Consider the following 19,266-nt stretch of genomic DNA (forward strand, 5'->3'; position numbering starts at 1 on the left):
TACATCAACTAAGCTTTAGATATTAAATGAGATTTCAACATTGCCTTGCGCATCTGCATCGTGCATGAACATGGCATTTTTCAATTCAATTGTATTTGTGGCATCCGCACCTGCTTCAATACCGCCAATAGGTTTAAGTTCGGTACCAGCAGCAACACGAACAAATACAGCACCTGCTTTTTTGGCATTTCCTACATTACATTTGACAGTCATATAACCACGGCGCAATACATCTTGGATAATTCCTGATTGGGGAGTTGCAGCACCCATGCCGTTTAAGGCTGATTGTGTTGGGTATGAGCGAACAATTAAGCCATAAACGTCAGTATCTGCAGCGGTTAAAGGAACAATTCCATCTGCCGTTAATTTTCCAAATACACCAAACGCACCAAAACTACCGACCGCAAGATGCGCTTCAATTGCTGAATGTGATTTTCGGCTCACATCCCCCGGAATGCCTGACGGCATACGATATAAAAATGCATTACTCATGCTTATTTTCCTTTATTCCAAAATTCACGGTTACGGGCGTTAATATCTGCAGGCGATGCTGGAGCACGACCAAAGTCACGGGTAGAAATACCTGAACGAACACCAGCTAAATTATTTTGCTGTTTCATTAACTCAGATGCACCAATGAATGCAGCATCAATCGTTGCAACTGACATTGCATCAAAATCTGTATTGCCACCAATAAATGGTGAAATGGCTTTTTGACCATCTGTGGTTGCATAGGCTTGTTTTAAGGCTGATCGTTTAGCATTTAATACAGCCTTGCCATTATTCGCACTATCCATAGTGGGCAACTTAATGCCTGGTACCAATATTTCAGCGCGTGACAATACTTGTTTTAACGAGTCACCAGTATGATTTTGAACGCCTTGTTCTGATAATTTTGCAGCTTCTTCAGCCTTTAAAATATCATCTTTAGTTTTTTCTGGATCATCATCTGGATTATCGTCATCCTCTGTTTTCTTTTCAGGATCATCAGAGTCTTTGGTTTTTTTCTTCTCCAAAGCAACTAGACGCGCATCCATTGTTTTAAGGGTTTTAAGAATTTCGCGATTTACTGCAGCATCACCAGTTTGAGTACCAGATTCATCCTCAGGATCTTCATCCTCAGTTTTTATATCAGGCGCTTCATCTTCAACTGCTTTGGCTAATTTCTCAGCCTCGTCAGCATCCTTTGTTTTAACTAGATTGCGGATACGATCAGCAAAACTAATTTTCTTCTTAGCCATAAAGCTATCTCCAATTTTACAACGTGACCCACAACGCCCTTTAGGAACCAAGACAATGTGATTTCCAAAAATATTAGTTTGAAACCCTTTACCGACACTAATTTCAGTATAATCAGCATCATAACCTAATGAAATTTCAACCTTTCCAGCCATTACAGCATCAATAGTTTCTTTATCAGTAATAAGTAGATCTGCAACCAAACAATCAGAATCTATATCCTCTCCACGGCGGATATTGTTCCCAGAGCCTTTAGATAATTCTTTCCAGTTCTCAGGATTCACCCAATCGTCAGGATGATCATCCGTGACCGGTTTACCTTCAAAACTAGCGATCGTACGTGGATCAAAAAGTACATCCTCATCACGCTCAATAATAATCAAGCCTGACTTATCCGCTGTGACTGGTACCTCACCATTGCCATACATCAGCTTTCCTATACGCGCAATTGGAACATCACGGCAAAGTAAATAACCTTCAGGTGTAGTTTCCCGTGTGCGACCAATCTGACCAGTCGTGTAAAAGTTTGAGCGATCAACTGTCTTTTGGTCTTTTGTCTTTTTTGGCTTAAACATGCTTCACCATTAAATAGGCAATAAAAAACCACCATATTGGTGGTTTTTTTACAATTAATATGCTTAATTACATGTGGTTAGTTTTACTTCATCACAAATAAAACTAGCTAATTTTAATAACTTTAATTCAAAAACTTTCAATATTAAAATTGAATGGAGAGAAAAATGAGCATAAAAGATATTATTTCATCTGCTGGCCGTAATTTGCACACAATTATTATCACAGCAAGAGAAGATGGTGGGCCGACAGAAACAAGAGAAGCCGAGCCTTATAGCTATCGAATTAAAGGAGGAACAGAAAAATTTTTCTGTTACGATATTGAACGTGGCGGAATTAGAAACTTTCACGTATCCAATATTATCTCTGTAGAAGAAACAAACAATAAGTTTACTCCTCGTTGGGATGTTGAAGTTTAACTACTTCATCGCCATTTTCAACTCGAATAGTAATTGCTTCTAAACGATCTGCGGCGACAGCCAAATTTAAACAGGCATGTCGCCATTTTTCATTATTTTCTTTTAAAGCCTCCAATTCAGCTCGCTCGCGTATTTCGATTAATTCATGTCTAGTCCACATATTTTTTCCTCTTAAAACACATTAATAAAACTTTTTATTTGATCTCAATTAATAATCATTTGGTATCACTGGTTCAGGATAACATCGGCAATTAATATCACAGCCCGCATGCGCTCTTCGACCAGACTTAACATCAACAATTGGGGGCTCATTCCAGTAAATGAATTTCCCATTCAACCAAGCATGCCTTTTACGTACATCCTCATCATCCGAATCACGCCAAATGTACCCCTCAGATCCTAAATTTTCTGCCCGAACTTGTGTAAATATACTTTGTGCTCTGCTTACTTCCGTTCGTGCAATAGTATTTGCACGTGACTTGGTCACATGGCCAGTGGCCATAATCAGGCTAGATATTTCACTGGCTCGGCTACCTTCAATCAAGGCACGTGTAGACAGATCACTTATTCTTTGTGCTGCATCGAGTGGCAAGGATTTAATTAAGCGGATTTGCTCATTAAGTAATTGTTGGTACACCGCACCAATATCTGTATTACGTATTTGATCTTTGAGACCTCGCGATAAATCTTGTGCATAAATCAACCAAGTTTTCTCATCACGTAAAGCTACATCTGAGATAATTCTGCCTGCAGCATTTTTTGCCCAAAAATCTAAAGTATTTGCATACTCATTTAATGCAGAAACAATAAGAGCATGTGATCTTGGATCATTTACGTTAAAGCCTTTGACGATCGTATCAATATAACCTGCAATTTTTCTAAGCTGCTGACTGTACCGAATCTCCATCTTTCTTGCCCGATGGGGCGTCAGTCGGTTGATTTGATTCTTCATCATATTCACCCTTAGGTGGTGGTGGGTCATCGACTGCAGCTTCTATTTCTTCATCTGTGATATGAGAAAAAATTCCAGTCACTTCTGAAGATTGGCGCAATTCTTTCAAAGCGGTTTTACGGCTGATTAATCCGCTTTCTTCAACAGTAGTAACCGCTTGAGCGACCGTGTTAGCCACTTCAGCTTTAACCTTTTCATCAATCTGCCACAGAGAAGCAAAATCAAATTTAAACGAATTAGGTAAGGCTTTACCTAATTTAGATAATGACACAACAGCTAGAAGCGTTTGCAACGGCGTACGCATACGGCCTTCTTGCTGTTGATTAATATTATCGTAATAGTTAGATAAGTCACTTTCACCTGTTGCACTAAAGCCTGCGGGGGATTGACCAAACAAACGAACCAAAGGGATACCAGTTGCACCAGCAATTTGTTGTCCAAACTGCATCAACAAATTATCTAAGCCAGTAAAACTATATTGATGTGTTTCGAATGTATCTTCGGCATCCATCAAGGTCATGCCTTCATTAGATTGCCACTGCCGAATCTGTTGAATCTGCTTAACTAAAGCATCATAAAGCCGTCCGCCCTTAGCGATTATCTCGCGTAACCCTTTGACTTTATATGTGCGTAAATGTGCCTTATAGACTAACTGGCCAGCACCTAAAGTTGCACTATCAAAAATTGTTAAACGATCCTCTAAGCGCTCAATAACTGATTGTCCCCATAAATTTTCAGCAATTGCTTGCCAATATGGGAGTTCTACACCATCCATACGTATCACTCGTGAATAGTGAATCTTTTGATTACACAAACCGACGGAATCGGTAATCACATCGTAATACTTAGGCATTCCATAATATGGTCCATATTCAGTGACCAGATCTTCTAGAGTCGGTACAACCATCCAACGATCAAGAACGATTAAGCCTTTGAATTGATCTTTAGCCACTGTATTGATATTCAACGGCGTTGAGACATTTTGTCCATCAATCATCATGACAGCAATTGCACCACCATAAAGCCGAGACCACTTAATAGTTTTATTAAGTTTATCCCAGACTTGTAAGCGATCTAATTCCTGATTGATTTCCTCTGCGTCTTCTGGAGACTGCAAGCCTCGCATGTTAATGCCTTCTCGGGTCATATCATCGGCTACAACATCAACAACTTGACCGACCACCCAAGACGATCGATACATTGATTCAACTAGCAATCGATTGCGACTTAAGTAATTTGCGCTGTAGGTTGATTGATCGTGTTGACTTCCAGCACCCAAGCCAACCCGAGCCGCGAAGTTTTGAAAACTATCCGCAGTAAATTTAAGTAATCCCATATCTTTCTCGAATTAAAGCTTGCCCCAAACGCTAAGGAATGAAACTTGCGGATTAAAACAGATCATGACTCCATCAGCCCTGTTGGGTGATGCTGTACCGTCTGGTTGTTTATTGACTAAGATCTTGCCCACGCCATTTTTTGTATAAGTCGGCTGTGATAATTCAGTGGTAAGTAATGCCAACTCTTTTGGATCTATGTCTTTACTGGATAAAGAAATGATCATATCGGGATCATATTCACGCCCTTCAAGTGCTCTAAAAGTTTCCTGAAATCTCAAACGTAAAGACCACCACGATTGGGCTTTGAGGTTGGCAAAGAAATCCTTATTTAAACGACTTTCTACCATCTGCCCGTCTGGATCATGTACCGCGCCTGAACCTCTAAACGGTTGTACATCAACTTCAGGCAATCCCTTTTCACGCTGTAGCTCATTAATGACGCGCGAATCTCCACGGCATCCAGCCCCTAAACCATCAGCATCATAGAAAAGCGTATCAATTGACCTTTCTATGCTTATGTCCATTGCTCTTTGAGTAGTTCCGAATATATCGTCACCCTTACCACTCCAAGTATCGAGATAGTCCATCACAACACCATGACGGCACACTAAAGAGTTTTTATCCTTGCCCTCATCTGCAACATCTAACCCACCTATACGATCGCCAGTAGGATCAATCCCTAATTTGAGATGTGCATCAATAGAAAGCTGAACCCATGCGGATGGAATTAATACACCCTCAACAGACGCGGCATAGTTAATATCGACCTCTTGCGCTAATACAACATCATCCAATGTGGCCAATTGCTTTTCATACCAAGGATAGATTTCTTTGCCGTTGTAAATGACTGTCCAATTTTTATCAGGGTTTTCACGCCACGGCATGGTAAAGACTGAATATCGTCCACTGAAGCGATCTTGATGGAATCTATCACCAATACCGTTGGGTGTTGATCCTTTGATATGAACGTTGGTATTTTGCGATATTGCCGCATCTACCGCTTCTTGACGCTCTACAAACGCCCATTCATCAAGAAAGTACATTGTGGTACGTCCACCACGGCCAATGTTGTCACCCGCCTCACCCGTGATGGTTGCACCATTATCAGGATTGATGATACGCATGTAATTGTCATGCACTTTTTCAACAAAGCCCTTAGGCTTCATCCAATCAGGCATTTTACTGAACATATCTCGGATTTTATGAAACAGCGTTTTAGGGTCGCCCTTTTTATCAACCAACTCTTCCTTGCGACTTCCTACACCGCCAGCAAAACCCTCAACAAATAGCCACCGATGTAAGAAAAATCCTAGAACGACATAAGACATTCCCTCATCACGTGATTTTTCAATCAAACCATGTGTTTGAGTGTTTTCACGTTCAAGCAACCAATCTACAAGTTCAACCTGTTTTGGCCGTAATACAAAAGGAAGATTTGCGGGTAACCCGAATGACATACCACGAGGATCATAAGTCCAGATCCAATGGTTAAACCAATGCACTGGATCAGTTCGGCATTTATATAGTTCAGCCTGTTTGCTTAATTCGTTTTGCTCTGTCACCGCTTTATAATAATAACGGCGGCTCATTTCCCCTATCACATCAGGCAAGCGTGTATTGATTGTCCATGTTTTGATTAAGGGTGCAATTTCATCCAGTGCATAAGTCATAACTTACCTGTAATTGCTAAACGTGAAAGTTCTTGCGGGGTCATTTTTGCAAGTTCTTCAGGGCTTAAGATTTGTTGATTTTTCTGTTGAGTCTCCGTTTTAATTGCCCCACCATTTGCCCCTGTTACCTCTTGTCGAGTTACACGGCCATCGGTTTCTTGAAATGCTTGTTTCAATAGATTCTGTTTAGCACGCTTATTTCGCCCTGAGTCGTCATACATCTTTTGAAGTTCACGCAAACGAAAAGCTTTATTCGCAATTGCAATATCTTCAATATTTTCTCGGAAGTCCTTGCGTGTACGCTCAAACAACTCTTTTAATTTTTTGCTTAGATTACGTCCAGCCACTTTGGTTGGGTCGTAAACTGCAACCTGTTGCCGGGTTATCTCAATATTAAAATCTTGCTTTACAGCTTCGACTACTTGTAAAGGGGTTTCAAAGCAAGCAAGAGACTGAACTATAAAGATTTTCACAGGCTCTTTTAATGCTGCCATAAACTCACCTTCGTATAGCTACGTATAGCAAAATAGCCAAAAAAAATCCCCTATTAAGGGGATGCTTGATAAATAATAGACCTCTTACAAAAGTCAAAAAATGATCAGGTGTCAATGTTGATTTTATTAAGTTTCATCAATTCTAAAGCTATCATTTATCCAATATTTCATTACGGCAGGTAACAATTTCTGAAAGTTTTCAACAGTTAGACTTTTCGAAAAATGTTTCCTATCCTCCTCAGTTGTGCACCCAAATTCCCGCATCACCGACAAAGTAAGTATGAGTGTCCTCAACTTCAATATTATAAACCGTCATGGTGAGATGGCCTTCACCTTCACTCCATTCTACTGTATCTGGGTCGCGCCAATGACCCTGTCTAAATCCATAAAATTCAGCACCTTCTCGATGCTCTTCTGGAGTCTGATCAATTAAACGTTGTTTCCATTCATGATCATTTATCCAGAGTTTATCCATTATTGGTCTATAGGCTGGGTCACTGTAGTCTCTCTCACCTGTGATTAAATCAATAAAGCGTCCTCCTGATTGCCCAGTCTCATCACTATAGTCAACAATATAACCAAAACCGGCTTTATTCGTTTTTAATAACGGAGTTATGCCTTTATATTTACCATCATAACCGCCTCCACCATAGCTAATAAATTTGTTACCATCTTTAATCACCATAGGATCTTGAGGAGTTAAATTTTCTGCTGGTAACCAGCCTTGATTAATTGTCCAAAATGGGTGACAAGCTGTAACAAATAATGAAGATGGTATTGCCTGTTGATCTAAAGTTCTTCTTAATTTAAAACGCTCTTTAATCGTTAGCTTCGGATCAACGTAGTGATCAAACTCCATAAGGAATATTGGAACATTATCTGTAGTCGTGGTTTTACGAATTCGTTTATAAACCAGTTCACCACTACCATCTGCAGCTTTAGATAAAACTTTATCACCAACCTTAAGTTGTTCAATAGCGATAAGCCCTTGCTCAGTATGTACCGTAGTGCCCGCAGCAAAACAGGTATGTGATGTATTATTGTCTCCAATGCTACTTTCCTTTAACTCTTTAAGTGATCCATACAATGACCTAGCATCAACAGCTAATAGTTCTGCAGTTTTTTGCTTTCTCCATACTTGATAGGCACCAATAATTACAAAAATGGGGATTAAGGAAATTGATACAGTTAAAAAATCACTAGATTTAGTTATGCTCTCAAGACAGATATTCTTTGGAAGTAAACATCCATAATATTCAGGAAAAACAGTAAATATCAAATATACAGATAATGGTAATGCAAAATAGTAAATATTTTTCATAAGTCAGTCAAAAGTACTTGTTTCATAAATTTTACCATTCTTTTTGATTTTTTTTAGAATACGATAAAAAGACCTACATCGGATGAGCTTTAAAAAAATTAAACCCCGCCAAAATCTAAAATTCAGCGGGGTTCCTTGTGCCGTAATCCGTTCGGCAAAATCTCACATAGTCTTATGACTTAGTGAGTGTTGAGTTAAGTTTGATTCAAGAATTAAAGTAATTCTTTGTCCAATACATCGCATTACAGGAACAAGTCTTATTGCCAGAATCCTTTCGGCAAAAATGATATGTAAAGTTGATTATTTACCTACTGCACGAACCAAATTCATGATGCCTGTTAGAGTTAGATCACAATTAACTTTGATTTTCTTGTGTCGGTTTTGTATTTTCACTTATCTCAAAGCATTAAAAACCTGCCTAAGAGCAGGTTTTAAAATAAACATCAACGATAGGGATAATTTTATAATTTTCTTTTACAAGTTGGACAAATATCAGGATTATGTCTATTTAAATGTGCAACAGAATAATTCTTAAAAGATTCGCACATAACCTCACTTTCAATTAATGCATCTTGGTACTTATCTACTATATGATCAAAAAGCTCTATTTTATCTTTATTATCTAAACCATCAAAAATTTTATCAACTTCTGAAATACCTAACAACAACTTAAAACTTTTCATAATTAACTCACTTCTCATCCAAATTATTAATATTTAGAGTAACAGTCCCACATAGTATACACAACTGATCTTTATGAAAAAATCTTTCAATTAAATTTGGAGCCTTTTTTAAAGGAGAATTTCTACATGTAGGGCATAGTTGATTAGATTCTCTCAACCAGTATCTAAAAGCTTCTTGAGTAATTTTCTTAGGAATTCTAGGAGAATTTAGTATATCTATTTGATCTTGCATTCTTACAAATTTACGTAAAATATCTAAATCATCAAAGTTCGATTTTTCAACCATAGACTTTGCTAATTCAGAAATTTGTAAATTATTTCTAAATGATGTTGCATACAATTCTTTTTTAATTTCATTTTTACTAAATATTATAGAGTACAATCCAAATAATAAAATTAGAAGAGAACCTACAATAGATGCCAGCTCAAAATACTGGTATAGATTTTTTATTAGGTCAATATTAGTTTGTTTAGAAAAAAGCATAATTGATGTAATAGCAATGGGAAAACTAAATGTAATATAATTAATTAAATTTAATTTATTATCGACTATTTTATAAAGCTCTTTACATTCAAACCAACTTGTGCAGGAATTCAACCAAATAACTTCCACTTCCTGCCTTTCGATGTTTGAAGTTTCAATCTTATCCTCAAGCGGCATTTTAATAATTTGGCTTTCACATTTTATCAGTTTGAAGAAACTTCTTAAAGCCATAGCCCCCCCTTACCAACGAACTTATAAAGAATATTATTTAAAAAAACCCATCTATTTGATGGGCTTTTATTTCTTGGTCTTGAACAAACCGTAATACGACCAGTATAGAAAAATATACCCTTTATTTTGGGACTAAGCAATCATAAATTATATTCTTCAGCCACATAATGAAAATATCCTCTTAAGTGGGAATCAAGATCGACTCTCCAATCCCCTAAAATGTCTAATGCTACCTTTTCGTATTTATCATAAGTTCTTAAATAAGCTTTTCGATCAATGCTCATACAAGAAATTCGATGTCGCTCTGATTGATTGTAAGCATTTTCTTTTTTCCCTTCGCATTTACTGCACTCAACATGCTTTTTATCAGTTTTTGAAAATACAAACCCTTTTCCATTACATTTGATGCATATACCTCGTTTAAATAAAAATTGAATCAATGCAGAACGAGCCACACCTTTTGCAGCTTCTTTAGTGGTTATCTGTTTAGTTTTAAAACCATCTTCTTTAAACTTTAAGCGAATTTCTGAAGTTAACAGATTGTGAATTAAGGCAAAGTGACGATCTGTAGGATTGATAGAACGAACTAACGCCCACAACATTGAATAAACTTCTGGACTCATATCCTGCATCATTAGAGCAGCGCTATTTGCCTTACTTCCAAATGTTGATGGTCCACCTACACCATCCTTAAAACCATCCATTGTTTTTTGTGCTAAGTCGAGCAATGTAAAATCGACTTTTGAGCGACTTGGAGTAAATAATAAACGGCGTAAATCGTGAACTATAGTCTCGTTTCGATGTTTCTCAAATTTTGCTGTTGCTGTCATAAAATCACCCTATTAACCGTCTAATTTCTTCAATCGCCTTGCCACTTTTCACCTGTTCAGTGCTATACCTAAATACTAAATAACCCAGTACCTGAGCTGAGTTATATTTCTCCATATCTGCTATGTAGCCTTTCCCCCTTGTATGTCTGCCATTGCTCCAAATACCTCCTTCAACCTCAATTAAAATTTTGGTACCAGTAATATGAAAATCAGCTCTCCATTTACGATTCTCATTGAACTGATACTCTTGTTTAAATTCGATACCGTAAGCTCTCAAATGCTGAATAAATGTTGCTTCACCATCACTTACAACACGTTCTTTTTTTAATGAATTACTGCGTTTCAAGTTAGTTTTCTTTCTGGATCTACCACCGTGAAGTTTTTGGTATTCAGTAATTGAGATGCTTTCCACTTAAGCTAAATCTCCCACTTTTTCGACATCATAAAAATTAACTAATTCCCAATTGTTATCTTCTTTGGCGATTAAGCAGCTAAATGAACAATCAATATCAGGCTCATCTTTGTATCTACCCATTTTGGGATTTAATTCATCTAAAAAGATTGGACCATCTTCATTTTTTAAAATTGAATGCCCGATTTGACGTTCAACTTTCGCCATGCGATCAAATGTGTCAGGGAAATCTTTGCGAATCTTGTTCCAGTAACCTGCTCCACCTTTCACACAACCAATGCAGTTATTGTTCAAATAACCAAGCTCATACATTTTCGGTATGCGTATGCCTGCGTCTTGAAGCATTCCAAGACAATCCGCCTTGCTTAGATCTGATTCAATAAGTGGAAAATATGAATTAAGACTTGGATTTCTTTCTTCAAAATCTTGAGCACGATCTATTTCAGCAATGTCATACCCAAATACGTGCAAATCGCCTTCTTTTTGGAACATTCCACGTGGGATTCTTTTAAGCTGAGTTGTACATGGCGCACCCTTTACACCTTTTAAGTAACCTTTCTTAAAAACTTCGTATATTGAATTCAAGCCTTGAGGATAACGTGGATTAAAAATTCGAATAATTTGTTGACCAAACCATTGCTCACATTCATTAAAAAAACGTTCGTTATCAGAGTGCTCTTCTATAATTGGGCTATTCGCAATTACTACTGGTACTTTAGGAAAAATCTTAGCTGCCTTTTCAAGCATAATTTTCGTTGCCACAGCCGATGCTGCACCACAGCTGAACCAGCAAACAATTCGTTTTACTTTCATGCTGCTCCTCTACTCTTAGGTTTAAAACCAACGTCAGCAAGATATGATTTCCAATTCTGGCGTTCAGTCGGATCAGCAAGTTTTGCAGCTATGCGACCAGCAAGATTTTCGTATGATTCACCTGCAGTGCTGTACTTGCTGATAACTTCTGGATGGCGAGCAAGTTTGTTTGCAAACATGTACATCTGACTTGGTGAAGCAAAAACTAGGAAATCAGGATCTAAATTAATTTTCTCAGATTTAGATTTATTTCCGTATTTATGGCGATTTTTTAAAAGCCAGTCTGCAAAGTGGTAAATCATCAAGTCATCACAAAGATTATTTCCAGCATTGAATAATTCGAACGTTTTCTTTTCTCGCTCAAACCAACTTGCTTCGATAATGTCTTTTGGTACTACAGAAGAATCAGCTTGATCTAATTCCAAACGAAGTTTATTAAAACAAAGCCACCCATTTTTATTTTTAGATTCATTAATAGATTCTTTGAAAGATTCCGTGTCCCAACGTTGGGACTCTTTAACGGAATTGTTGGGACTGTTTAATGGAATTGTTGGAACTGTTCCATTATTGGAACTGTTCCATTGTTGGGACTCTTTAAACCCTTTAATAGTACCATTGTTGGTATTGTTTAAGTCTTGATTTTCATCACTTAACAGTACCGTTATTGGCACTGTTTCACGACCACATACCCCCATCAATTGATAAACTTTTACCTGTTTTGTACGCCCTTTCCGCTCCCCAGTATCAATAATTAATCCATCTTCAACCAATTCATCGATGATTTTTAAAACGGTTTTGCGATCCATTTCGGTATCTTCAACCAATCTGGCCACACTGGGATAAGCGCTATGATCCTCACTTGCACGATCCGCAAGTGACAGTAAAACCAATTTTTTTAAAGGTTTTATACTGCCGCCTTTCTTTTGTTTTTGTCTAATTTTCCATGCCCAAATGGTTGCATCTAAGCTCATAATTCACCGACCTTAGGCTTTACGTACCCACCAAATGAAATGGCCTGTTCAGCCTTGGTCAAGCTCGTAATAACCTGATGTGATAACCAAATTGTGATCTTGAATCGATAAGCCATCTTTTGGGCCAATTCTTCTTTGGTTACAGCTGCATTCTCTTCGTTGTAACCACGCATTCTTAGATTGCCTTTTTTGATGTCATGGATGTGGTCCAACAAAAGCAAAGTTGGTTCATAAAATGATTGGATTTCTTGAGTCTGTTTATGCTCAGGTTTAATTTGAAAATGGCTATTCATGAAACCTCCGCGAGTGCTTGTTCAACTTCGGTTAAACGGCGATTGGCTTGGATTTCTGCAATTGATGCTGTGCGAATTTCATTTGCAAAAACATGCAGCAAATAACTTTTAGACTCAATTTCGTACATATCAAGATTTGAGTGAAACTCCTCAACACTGAATAATTCCTCTGAATCTGTCGTGTAGTGTGGCTTTTTGAGAACCACAACATCACCCAGCAGAAAATCAGCATTAATGTTGTTTGTGTTTTGGTGTTGTGCTAAATTTGATTTCATATTCATTGGTCCCATAATTGATGAATTAGAAGCCTGATTCGCGAGATCAGGCTTTTTTATTGTCTAAAACTTGAAGTGGAAATTTGACCTGACTATCCCCGTCATTCCCGTCACCGACCACAATCTCCCGCATCCGCTCATTTCTTTTGATTCGCTCAAGCCCTAAATTGACGATATGCCATTCACCAACAATGGCTTTTTCGAAGAGGATCGAAGCTTGTCTACTCATTTCCATACCGTAATACGCAGAAATATCTCGAAGTTTGTCCATAATTTCAGGATCGTGCTTAGTGCGAAGGTCTTCTTTTTCAAGGCTCATGATTGCTCCTATGAACTTAGTGCTTGTAAATCCGCCTTAAGCTCTCCTTTAGTGAGAACTTCAAAGGTGGCTTGCGTGCGGGGTGGGATGCCAAACTTTTCCCACTCCCAGATAGTTGTTCTTCCACGTTTGATTTCTTTGGCTAATAGAGTGTTGTTTTTCACTCCATAAAAAACTCGCAACTGAGCAACATTCATGTTCTTTTAACCGAATTATTTCTGTTCGGTTAAGTGAAGCACATATTCGTTTAATCGTCAATTAATTCGTTCACAATTCCGAACATATTAAGAGGAATATTCTATGGACACATCTGATCGCATAAATTTAAGAATGAGCGAACTAGGGTTGTCACAAGCAGACCTAATTAGAAGTACTGGAGCTGGACGCGCGACAGTTCATGGGTGGGTTACAGGAACAAATAAACCTAGCGCTAAACATATTGGTGCTGTATGTGCAGCTTTGAAGACAACACCTCAATGGTTGTTAGATGGAATAGGTCCATCTGAAACAAGCAATGGCTCTATGACAAACATTGAAGTTGACGTATATAGTCCTGGCGACCCTATTCCGGAGGGATATGTAGCTATTGATTATTATGATGACGTATACGTTAGTGCAGGTAATGGTTACTTGAATATCGACTACCCAAGTCCTAAAAAAATGCTTTTTGAAACAGCATTGGTGAATAAATGTAACGTTCATTCTGATGAAGCAAAAATTATCCATGTACGTGGTGAAAGTATGCAACCAGTTCTTTGGGATGGTCAGCCAGTATCAATTGATACTTCAGCGAAAAAAATATTTGATGGTGAAATCTACGCCTTTCAAGTTGCTGATGATACTAAAATCAAGTATTTATCCACTTGGAATGAACAAGGTGTCGGAGGGTTTAAAGCAGTTTCAGCTAATCCTGATAAAAACAGATATCCAGATGAATATTACTCACCAGCTAAAATTGAAAGTGAAAATATCCAAATCATTGGTCAGTATTGGATGAAGATAGATACACGACGTATTAGGAGATAATTCCTAGTTGCTCTCATATCTAGAAATCAGACTACGAAATAAATTTAGTTGATAGGGCTGTATTAAAAAGATAGGAGTGCGTCAATTGGTGATCTGGGTAATTAAAATTTCCTAAATAAAAGAGAATATTATGATCGCAACACTTAATAAATCCAAAACAGCATTAACAATTAATCGTCAAGAATTTAAGATGGCATTAGCTAAAATTGGTGCAGGAATTGATAAACAAATAGCCTTTCTTAAAAAAGCCAAACAAAGCTATGATGCAGCTGAAATTGCGCGCGAGGTCATTACTGAAGCAAATATATTTGAAGCTATAATTGAAGGCTTTAACGAGGCAGAAGAAACCAATCTAAAGTTAAATGACATAACAAATCTTGAACTAGCACAAGGATGGATAGACGAATTTTTAGAAAATTATTCGGATATATAAATAGTTATAATAAGTTTTAACCTATCTTACCCTACTATATGTAGGGTTTTCTTTTGTCTTTTGAAATATAAATTCGGATAACAATACAAAAAACCGAATAAAACCGAATTAAATATTGACATAATTGTTCGGTTATACGAATATACAAACACCAGATTACAAAAAAGCGCATCGACCGTCAAATCTAATGCGCTTTTCCTTACAACAGGTGAATTATGAACACAAAACCGCATTCAATCAATACCATTGTTACACATCGTGTGCAGCCATTCAGCTTTATCAAAGTAGCAGCAATAAGTGGTTTATTCACAGTAGGTGCTATCGGTCTTACATATGATCAAAAATCTACTGAATATAAACCTGCAGTAGTAGTTCCTAACACTGCCACTTCTTCATATAGCATCCAAGCTTTAAAGATCATTTCTGATTCATCAGGCATGGCCGTGATAAAACTTGATAGCTTCTTACTTAAAGTTAGCTTTGATTTTGAATCTCATGCCGATAACTACGGCGTACCAGGTTCTGAATTTACTGCAGTTGATATCACCAACTTAGCAATTGACGAGATCCAAGACATTAACGGCAAGGAATATAACGACTTCACGGATTACAACGATCACCGAAATATCAATCAGATAATTATCGGTTATATCGAGCGTAACCGTTTGGTGGAGGCTGTCTAATGAATAAATCAACTACAAAAAAATCAGAATTTATAAGCGATGAAAACGGTGAATTCCGCATGCGTATTTATTCGTCTGAATACACTCAGAAAAATGGTGAAATCTACCGAGTTAGTAAATCAGGCTATTTGTACCTTATCGAATTCGCAGAGCACTTAGAGAAACCTTGGATTAGCCTTAATTTTGAACGTGAGCGCAAGTTTCAGAAGCGCAAAGCATTGGCTATTGGGCTTCAAAATTCAAATATCCCCTCTTACGAACGTCGTGCGTATAAAAAACGTATGGGATGGACTGGAGCATAATCATGACAGTATTTTTTAAAAAAGCTGAACGTAAAAATGCAAAATTACGTCTTGCTCTTGCTGGCCCAACTGGCTCAGGTAAAACACTTGGCGCTCTGCTAATAGCTAAAGGTATTGGTGGAAAAGTTGCTGTAGTAGATACAGAGAATAGCAGTGCTGAGCTATATGCCAATGTGATGGAATTTGATACTGCGAATATTCAACCTCCTTATTCACCTAAAAAATTCATTACGGCAATTCAAGCTGCAGAGAAAGCTGGATATACAACGGTCATTCTAGACAGTATTACACACGAGTGGTCTGGCGTTGGTGGTTGTCTTGAAATGGTGGACGCTTTAGGTAAAGGGAAATTCAAGGGTAATACATGGGGTGCTTGGAGTGAGGTCACACCTGAACACCGTAAATTCATTGATGCAATGCTTCACTCCAGTATTAATATTATTGTGACCATGCGCAGTAAGATGGACACAGTCCAAGTCGATGCAGGCGGAGGCAAAAAGAAAGTTGAAAAGTTAGGTCTAAAAGCTGAACAACGTGATGGCATTGAATATGAATTCACAACTGTTTTAGATATCACGCACGGTGATTATTTTGCTGTCGCAACTAAAGACCGAACAGGTTTGTTTTTACAGCCTGAGCAAATTACTGAACAGACTGGAATCAAGCTTAATCAATGGCTTTCCTCAGGATCAGCTGACTCTACAATTAATGGAAATCAATACCTCGAGCTTGAAGAGCTTATGCTTCAAGCTGGTGTAGATATCGAAAGATATTGTAGTAAACGCAAGCTAAACAGCCTTCAAGACGTTCGCCAACAAGTATTTGAAGAAACTTGTAAAAGTATTAGAAAAATTATTGAACAGAAATTGCAATCAAGTAAAGAATCTGAAAATCAATTACAGCAAGAACAAGATTCAATGTTCCAAGCCGATTTTCAGAAAGCTTTGATTGATATCCAAAATGCTCAAAGTCCTAATGATCTTCACTATCCAGCTAATTATTTTTCAGGAAGCAAATTTGAAATGCAAATTAATAATGCATGTCAGGCTAAAGCAGACATGGAGGGATGGACCGCATAAAAACAAATTACTTAAATAGAATCCACACTTTTAAAGGAGATCAAACAGTCAATTAAAGTATCATGGATCGTATAGCTGACCCTCTGCGATCCAGATTATAAATGATTGGAAAAATATAATATGGGCAAATATATTGTAGTGATTGAGTCTGAGAAACCTCCACAAATCTTTCTAGGTGATAATTTTGCAGGCGGTAAAATAGTTGAACTAAAAGCTGAAGAATTACCACATCGTGTAACAGCGGCTTGGCTTGCTCAACGATTTAATCTCTCTCGTAAAACTATTATTGAGAAAGTTGGCCCCCTCAATAAAGGAGATCAAAACAAGCATTTGTACGACCCTAAAGAAGTAATGCCCTTACTTGAGAATTTACATATTACCTCATCGAAACGTGGTGCTAGACGTAAAAATTAGAAAAGGGCTTATTGCCCTTTTACTTTCTTTCTATATCTTTAATAAGTTTTAAAAACTCATTAGCATATGTTTCTGCCTGATCCCTTTGACAAATAATATTAATGTTTTCATTATTAAAATTAGCTTTATTCGTCCAATTAAAAGATCCTGTTATAACTGTGCTTAGGTCTATGATGCAAAATTTATGATGCATAATATTTTTATAATAATCATTTAAAGGGGAAACTTTATAATATTCAATATTTGATTGTTCAAACTTGATCCCCCTACTATTGGTTAATTCATCATCATTCACAACAATTCTTATATTTACACCATTTTTATATTGTTTGTAGAGAGCTGCAGCAATAGGTCTAGATGTAATCCATGCAACAGCTACCCAAATTAAATATTTTGCGGAATTAATTTGCTCAATAACCTGATTTTCTATGTTTTCAAATATTGGTATAAGTTGTATATCATCTTTAAAATCTTTACCTTTTAATTTATAAACGCCATCAGCATCCATTTCTAATTGGTATTGGTCATGCTTCAATATTTTGTTAATTTTTTCAGCTTTAGTTTGAGGGTTTTTGCATCTCCTATCATCTACTAAACTCTCAATTAGTGGTTTCAAATGCGGAGTACTATTTAAATCCATCAATTTACGCTTGGTATACGCCTTTCTAGAAACAAAATTTGCTTGTTCAATTAGAAGATCGTAATCATCCCTTGATCCAAAAATATTGAAAAGCTCAACTATTTCTTTTCCTGTTAATCGGTCCTCTCCAGAATCGTCAGTAATATGTTGGACTAATTCACTTAAAGATAATGTAGATAATTTCATGTAGTAAAAGCCCCTAGTAATGGGGCATATTTTAAGCAGCATTTAGCATTTTTGCTATCTCTGAAGCTGTTGGATTGTAATAAGTATTCACTAAAACATTAATTGTTTTATGCCCTGTAACTTTTGCAAGTATTTCAACTGGTAGTTTCTGATTGTTCACCATTCTTGTGATTGCTTCATGGCGTGAATCATGAAATGTAAATTGCCCGCTTAATCCTGTTCTTTTGAGATTCCTTTGCCATAAAAGCCTAAATGAATTGGAATTGTGAGGAATCAAATAATCCTCTCTATTTTCCATTAGATCTAAAAGCTTTCGGGCTTTATGAGATAAAGGTACGTCTCTTGATGTACCGTTCTTTGTCTCAGGCAAATGCACATAGTCATCATGAATATGTTCTTTACGGATCTCTAGAATCTCACCTTTACGCATAGCCGTTTCTAATGCAAATAGGAATGACCATGCGATATAGTGTGCAGGCGAACTTGGAACCATGTTTTCATTGTAGTGATCCAAGCCAAATAGGACTCTATCAATTTGAGCTTGATTAATACGATTCTGCCTTGATTGTGGCTTAGTAGGCTTCTTGACCAAGTTAAATGGGTTAGATTGAATCAGGAACACTTCACGAACGGCAAAGGTAAAGACTGAAGACCCTAAACTCATTTCTTTGTGCAAAGTACCTGGCTTAACAAATTTCAGGCGTCTTTCACGATTTTCTGTTATTAATTTAGGTGTAAGATCGTGGATTGAAAAATGCGTTAAATCGCCATAATAACGATCTAGCCATTTGATATGGTTTTTGATATATGTTTTGGATTTAGTGAATTGGCCAACTTTTTCATAGTAAAGCTCAAAAAGCTGTTTTAATGTTATTTGAGGCTTTTCTAGATTCTTGAGTTGTTTTTCATACTCAAGTTGCAATTCCATTAGACGCTTATGAGCCCATTGGGTGCATTCTTCAGAAGTATCACGAGTTGCAGCATCACGGAGATGTTTGAACTTGACTTGAATACGCCAAGCATTGCCACGTTTGACAGGTTTTTGCATATTAATAACTCTCAATATTTGGGGCCGTAATTCAGGCGCCAATTCATAGTGAGATGCATACGCAAGTCAAAAATGGCGCCCGAAAGCGAAATATAAAGCAGTTTTTAATGCAAATTTTGAGTATTTTGATTACTCAAAG

General features: G+C 37.2%; 26 protein-coding genes and 1 pseudogene. 7 read left to right on the forward strand and 20 right to left on the reverse strand.

Going from position 1 to position 19,266, the window contains the following annotated elements; genetic code table 11:
- Nucleotides 1–15: 15 nt before the first annotated feature.
- Nucleotides 16–492: a hypothetical protein gene (locus L3V46_RS12500; RefSeq protein WP_239045847.1), complete on the reverse strand. Its 477-nt coding sequence runs from the start codon at nt 490–492 to the stop codon at nt 16–18.
- A gap of 2 nt (nt 493–494) precedes the next feature.
- A complete protein-coding gene (locus L3V46_RS12505; protein ID WP_239045848.1) occupies nt 495–1,814 on the reverse strand; it encodes a DUF2213 domain-containing protein in 1,320 nt (439 codons plus the stop codon).
- Nucleotides 1,815–1,979: 165 nt separating this feature from the next.
- Between L3V46_RS12505 and L3V46_RS12510 the strand changes: the two genes are divergently transcribed.
- On the forward strand, nt 1,980–2,231 hold the full coding sequence (locus L3V46_RS12510; protein ID WP_239045849.1) for a WYL domain-containing protein: 252 nt from the start codon (nt 1,980–1,982) through the stop codon (nt 2,229–2,231).
- Here the strand turns inward: L3V46_RS12510 and L3V46_RS12515 are convergent.
- The 16 genes and pseudogenes from L3V46_RS12515 to L3V46_RS12590 form a co-directional block, all read right to left on the reverse strand.
- A complete protein-coding gene (locus tag L3V46_RS12515) occupies nt 2,203–2,391 on the reverse strand; it encodes a hypothetical protein (RefSeq protein WP_105712892.1) in 189 nt (62 codons plus the stop codon). The genes L3V46_RS12510 and L3V46_RS12515 overlap by 29 nt on opposite strands.
- Before the next feature lie 48 nt (nt 2,392–2,439).
- Nucleotides 2,440–3,138: a phage minor head protein gene (locus L3V46_RS12520; protein WP_239045850.1), complete on the reverse strand. Its 699-nt coding sequence runs from the start codon at nt 3,136–3,138 to the stop codon at nt 2,440–2,442.
- Entirely contained in the window at nt 3,110–4,519 is a 1,410-nt protein-coding gene (locus tag L3V46_RS12525) for a DUF1073 domain-containing protein (protein ID WP_239045851.1), read from the reverse strand. The genes L3V46_RS12520 and L3V46_RS12525 overlap by 29 nt, the downstream gene beginning before the upstream one ends.
- Nucleotides 4,520–4,531: 12 nt before the next feature.
- The gene (locus tag L3V46_RS12530; RefSeq protein WP_239045852.1) at nt 4,532–6,190 is read right to left on the reverse strand and encodes a terminase; all 1,659 of its coding nucleotides are present in this window, start codon (nt 6,188–6,190) and stop codon (nt 4,532–4,534) included.
- Entirely contained in the window at nt 6,187–6,684 is a 498-nt protein-coding gene (locus L3V46_RS12535; RefSeq protein ID WP_239045853.1) for a DUF2280 domain-containing protein, read from the reverse strand. Before L3V46_RS12535 ends, L3V46_RS12530 begins: the two co-directional genes overlap by 4 nt.
- A 238-nt stretch (nt 6,685–6,922) precedes the next feature.
- Complete coding sequence (locus L3V46_RS12540; protein WP_239045854.1) at nt 6,923–8,005, reverse strand: hypothetical protein; 1,083 nt, start codon at nt 8,003–8,005, stop codon at nt 6,923–6,925.
- A gap of 461 nt (nt 8,006–8,466) precedes the next feature.
- Nucleotides 8,467–8,688: a hypothetical protein gene (locus tag L3V46_RS12545; RefSeq protein ID WP_239045855.1), complete on the reverse strand. Its 222-nt coding sequence runs from the start codon at nt 8,686–8,688 to the stop codon at nt 8,467–8,469.
- A 7-nt stretch (nt 8,689–8,695) separates the two neighbouring features.
- Nucleotides 8,696–9,403: a hypothetical protein gene (locus tag L3V46_RS12550; protein WP_239045856.1), complete on the reverse strand. Its 708-nt coding sequence runs from the start codon at nt 9,401–9,403 to the stop codon at nt 8,696–8,698.
- Between the two features lie 140 nt (nt 9,404–9,543).
- The gene (locus L3V46_RS12555) at nt 9,544–10,233 is read right to left on the reverse strand and encodes a hypothetical protein (RefSeq protein ID WP_239045857.1); all 690 of its coding nucleotides are present in this window, start codon (nt 10,231–10,233) and stop codon (nt 9,544–9,546) included.
- 4 nt (nt 10,234–10,237) lie between these two features.
- Nucleotides 10,238–10,645: an endonuclease domain-containing protein gene (locus tag L3V46_RS12560; RefSeq protein WP_239045858.1), complete on the reverse strand. Its 408-nt coding sequence runs from the start codon at nt 10,643–10,645 to the stop codon at nt 10,238–10,240.
- A complete protein-coding gene (locus tag L3V46_RS12565; RefSeq protein ID WP_239045859.1) occupies nt 10,646–11,458 on the reverse strand; it encodes a hypothetical protein in 813 nt (270 codons plus the stop codon).
- Nucleotides 11,455–12,429, reverse strand: a pseudogene (locus tag L3V46_RS12570) (helix-turn-helix domain-containing protein). The gene L3V46_RS12565 and the pseudogene L3V46_RS12570 overlap by 4 nt, the downstream one beginning before the upstream one ends.
- Nucleotides 12,426–12,722: a hypothetical protein gene (locus tag L3V46_RS12575; RefSeq protein WP_239045860.1), complete on the reverse strand. Its 297-nt coding sequence runs from the start codon at nt 12,720–12,722 to the stop codon at nt 12,426–12,428. The pseudogene L3V46_RS12570 and the gene L3V46_RS12575 overlap by 4 nt, the downstream one beginning before the upstream one ends.
- Nucleotides 12,719–12,997: a hypothetical protein gene (locus tag L3V46_RS12580; protein ID WP_239045861.1), complete on the reverse strand. Its 279-nt coding sequence runs from the start codon at nt 12,995–12,997 to the stop codon at nt 12,719–12,721. The genes L3V46_RS12575 and L3V46_RS12580 overlap by 4 nt, the downstream gene beginning before the upstream one ends.
- A 46-nt stretch (nt 12,998–13,043) precedes the next feature.
- A complete protein-coding gene (locus L3V46_RS12585; protein WP_105712906.1) occupies nt 13,044–13,316 on the reverse strand; it encodes a hypothetical protein in 273 nt (90 codons plus the stop codon).
- Between the two features lie 8 nt (nt 13,317–13,324).
- A complete protein-coding gene (locus L3V46_RS12590) occupies nt 13,325–13,513 on the reverse strand; it encodes a hypothetical protein (RefSeq protein ID WP_239045862.1) in 189 nt (62 codons plus the stop codon).
- Between the two features lie 103 nt (nt 13,514–13,616).
- Between L3V46_RS12590 and L3V46_RS12595 the strand changes: the two genes are divergently transcribed.
- The 6 genes from L3V46_RS12595 to L3V46_RS12620 all read left to right on the forward strand — a co-directional run bounded on the left by L3V46_RS12595 (nt 13,617) and on the right by L3V46_RS12620 (nt 17,253).
- Nucleotides 13,617–14,342: a S24 family peptidase gene (locus L3V46_RS12595; protein WP_239045863.1), complete on the forward strand. Its 726-nt coding sequence runs from the start codon at nt 13,617–13,619 to the stop codon at nt 14,340–14,342.
- 130 nt (nt 14,343–14,472) lie between these two features.
- A complete protein-coding gene (locus L3V46_RS12600; protein WP_239045864.1) occupies nt 14,473–14,775 on the forward strand; it encodes a hypothetical protein in 303 nt (100 codons plus the stop codon).
- A 215-nt stretch (nt 14,776–14,990) separates the two neighbouring features.
- Nucleotides 14,991–15,458, forward strand: a complete 468-nt coding sequence (locus tag L3V46_RS12605; protein WP_239045865.1) for a hypothetical protein — start codon at nt 14,991–14,993, stop codon at nt 15,456–15,458.
- Complete coding sequence (locus L3V46_RS12610; protein ID WP_239045866.1) at nt 15,458–15,760, forward strand: hypothetical protein; 303 nt, start codon at nt 15,458–15,460, stop codon at nt 15,758–15,760. Before L3V46_RS12605 ends, L3V46_RS12610 begins: the two co-directional genes overlap by 1 nt.
- Before the next feature lie 2 nt (nt 15,761–15,762).
- Nucleotides 15,763–16,839: an ATP-binding protein gene (locus L3V46_RS12615; protein ID WP_239045867.1), complete on the forward strand. Its 1,077-nt coding sequence runs from the start codon at nt 15,763–15,765 to the stop codon at nt 16,837–16,839.
- A 120-nt stretch (nt 16,840–16,959) separates the two neighbouring features.
- Nucleotides 16,960–17,253, forward strand: a complete 294-nt coding sequence (locus L3V46_RS12620) for a hypothetical protein (RefSeq protein WP_239045868.1) — start codon at nt 16,960–16,962, stop codon at nt 17,251–17,253.
- Nucleotides 17,254–17,272: 19 nt separating this feature from the next.
- Here L3V46_RS12620 and L3V46_RS12625 read toward each other — a convergent pair whose 3' ends face one another.
- A complete protein-coding gene (locus L3V46_RS12625; RefSeq protein WP_239045869.1) occupies nt 17,273–18,079 on the reverse strand; it encodes a phospholipase D-like domain-containing protein in 807 nt (268 codons plus the stop codon).
- Nucleotides 18,080–18,110: 31 nt separating this feature from the next.
- Nucleotides 18,111–19,127 (reverse strand): site-specific integrase, encoded by a 1,017-nt coding sequence (locus L3V46_RS12630; protein ID WP_239045870.1) that lies wholly within the window; start codon nt 19,125–19,127, stop codon nt 18,111–18,113.
- Nucleotides 19,128–19,266 lie beyond the last annotated feature (139 nt).

This window comes from Acinetobacter sp. AG3 (assembly GCF_022343575.1).
Lineage (GTDB): Bacteria > Pseudomonadota > Gammaproteobacteria > Pseudomonadales > Moraxellaceae > Acinetobacter > Acinetobacter guillouiae.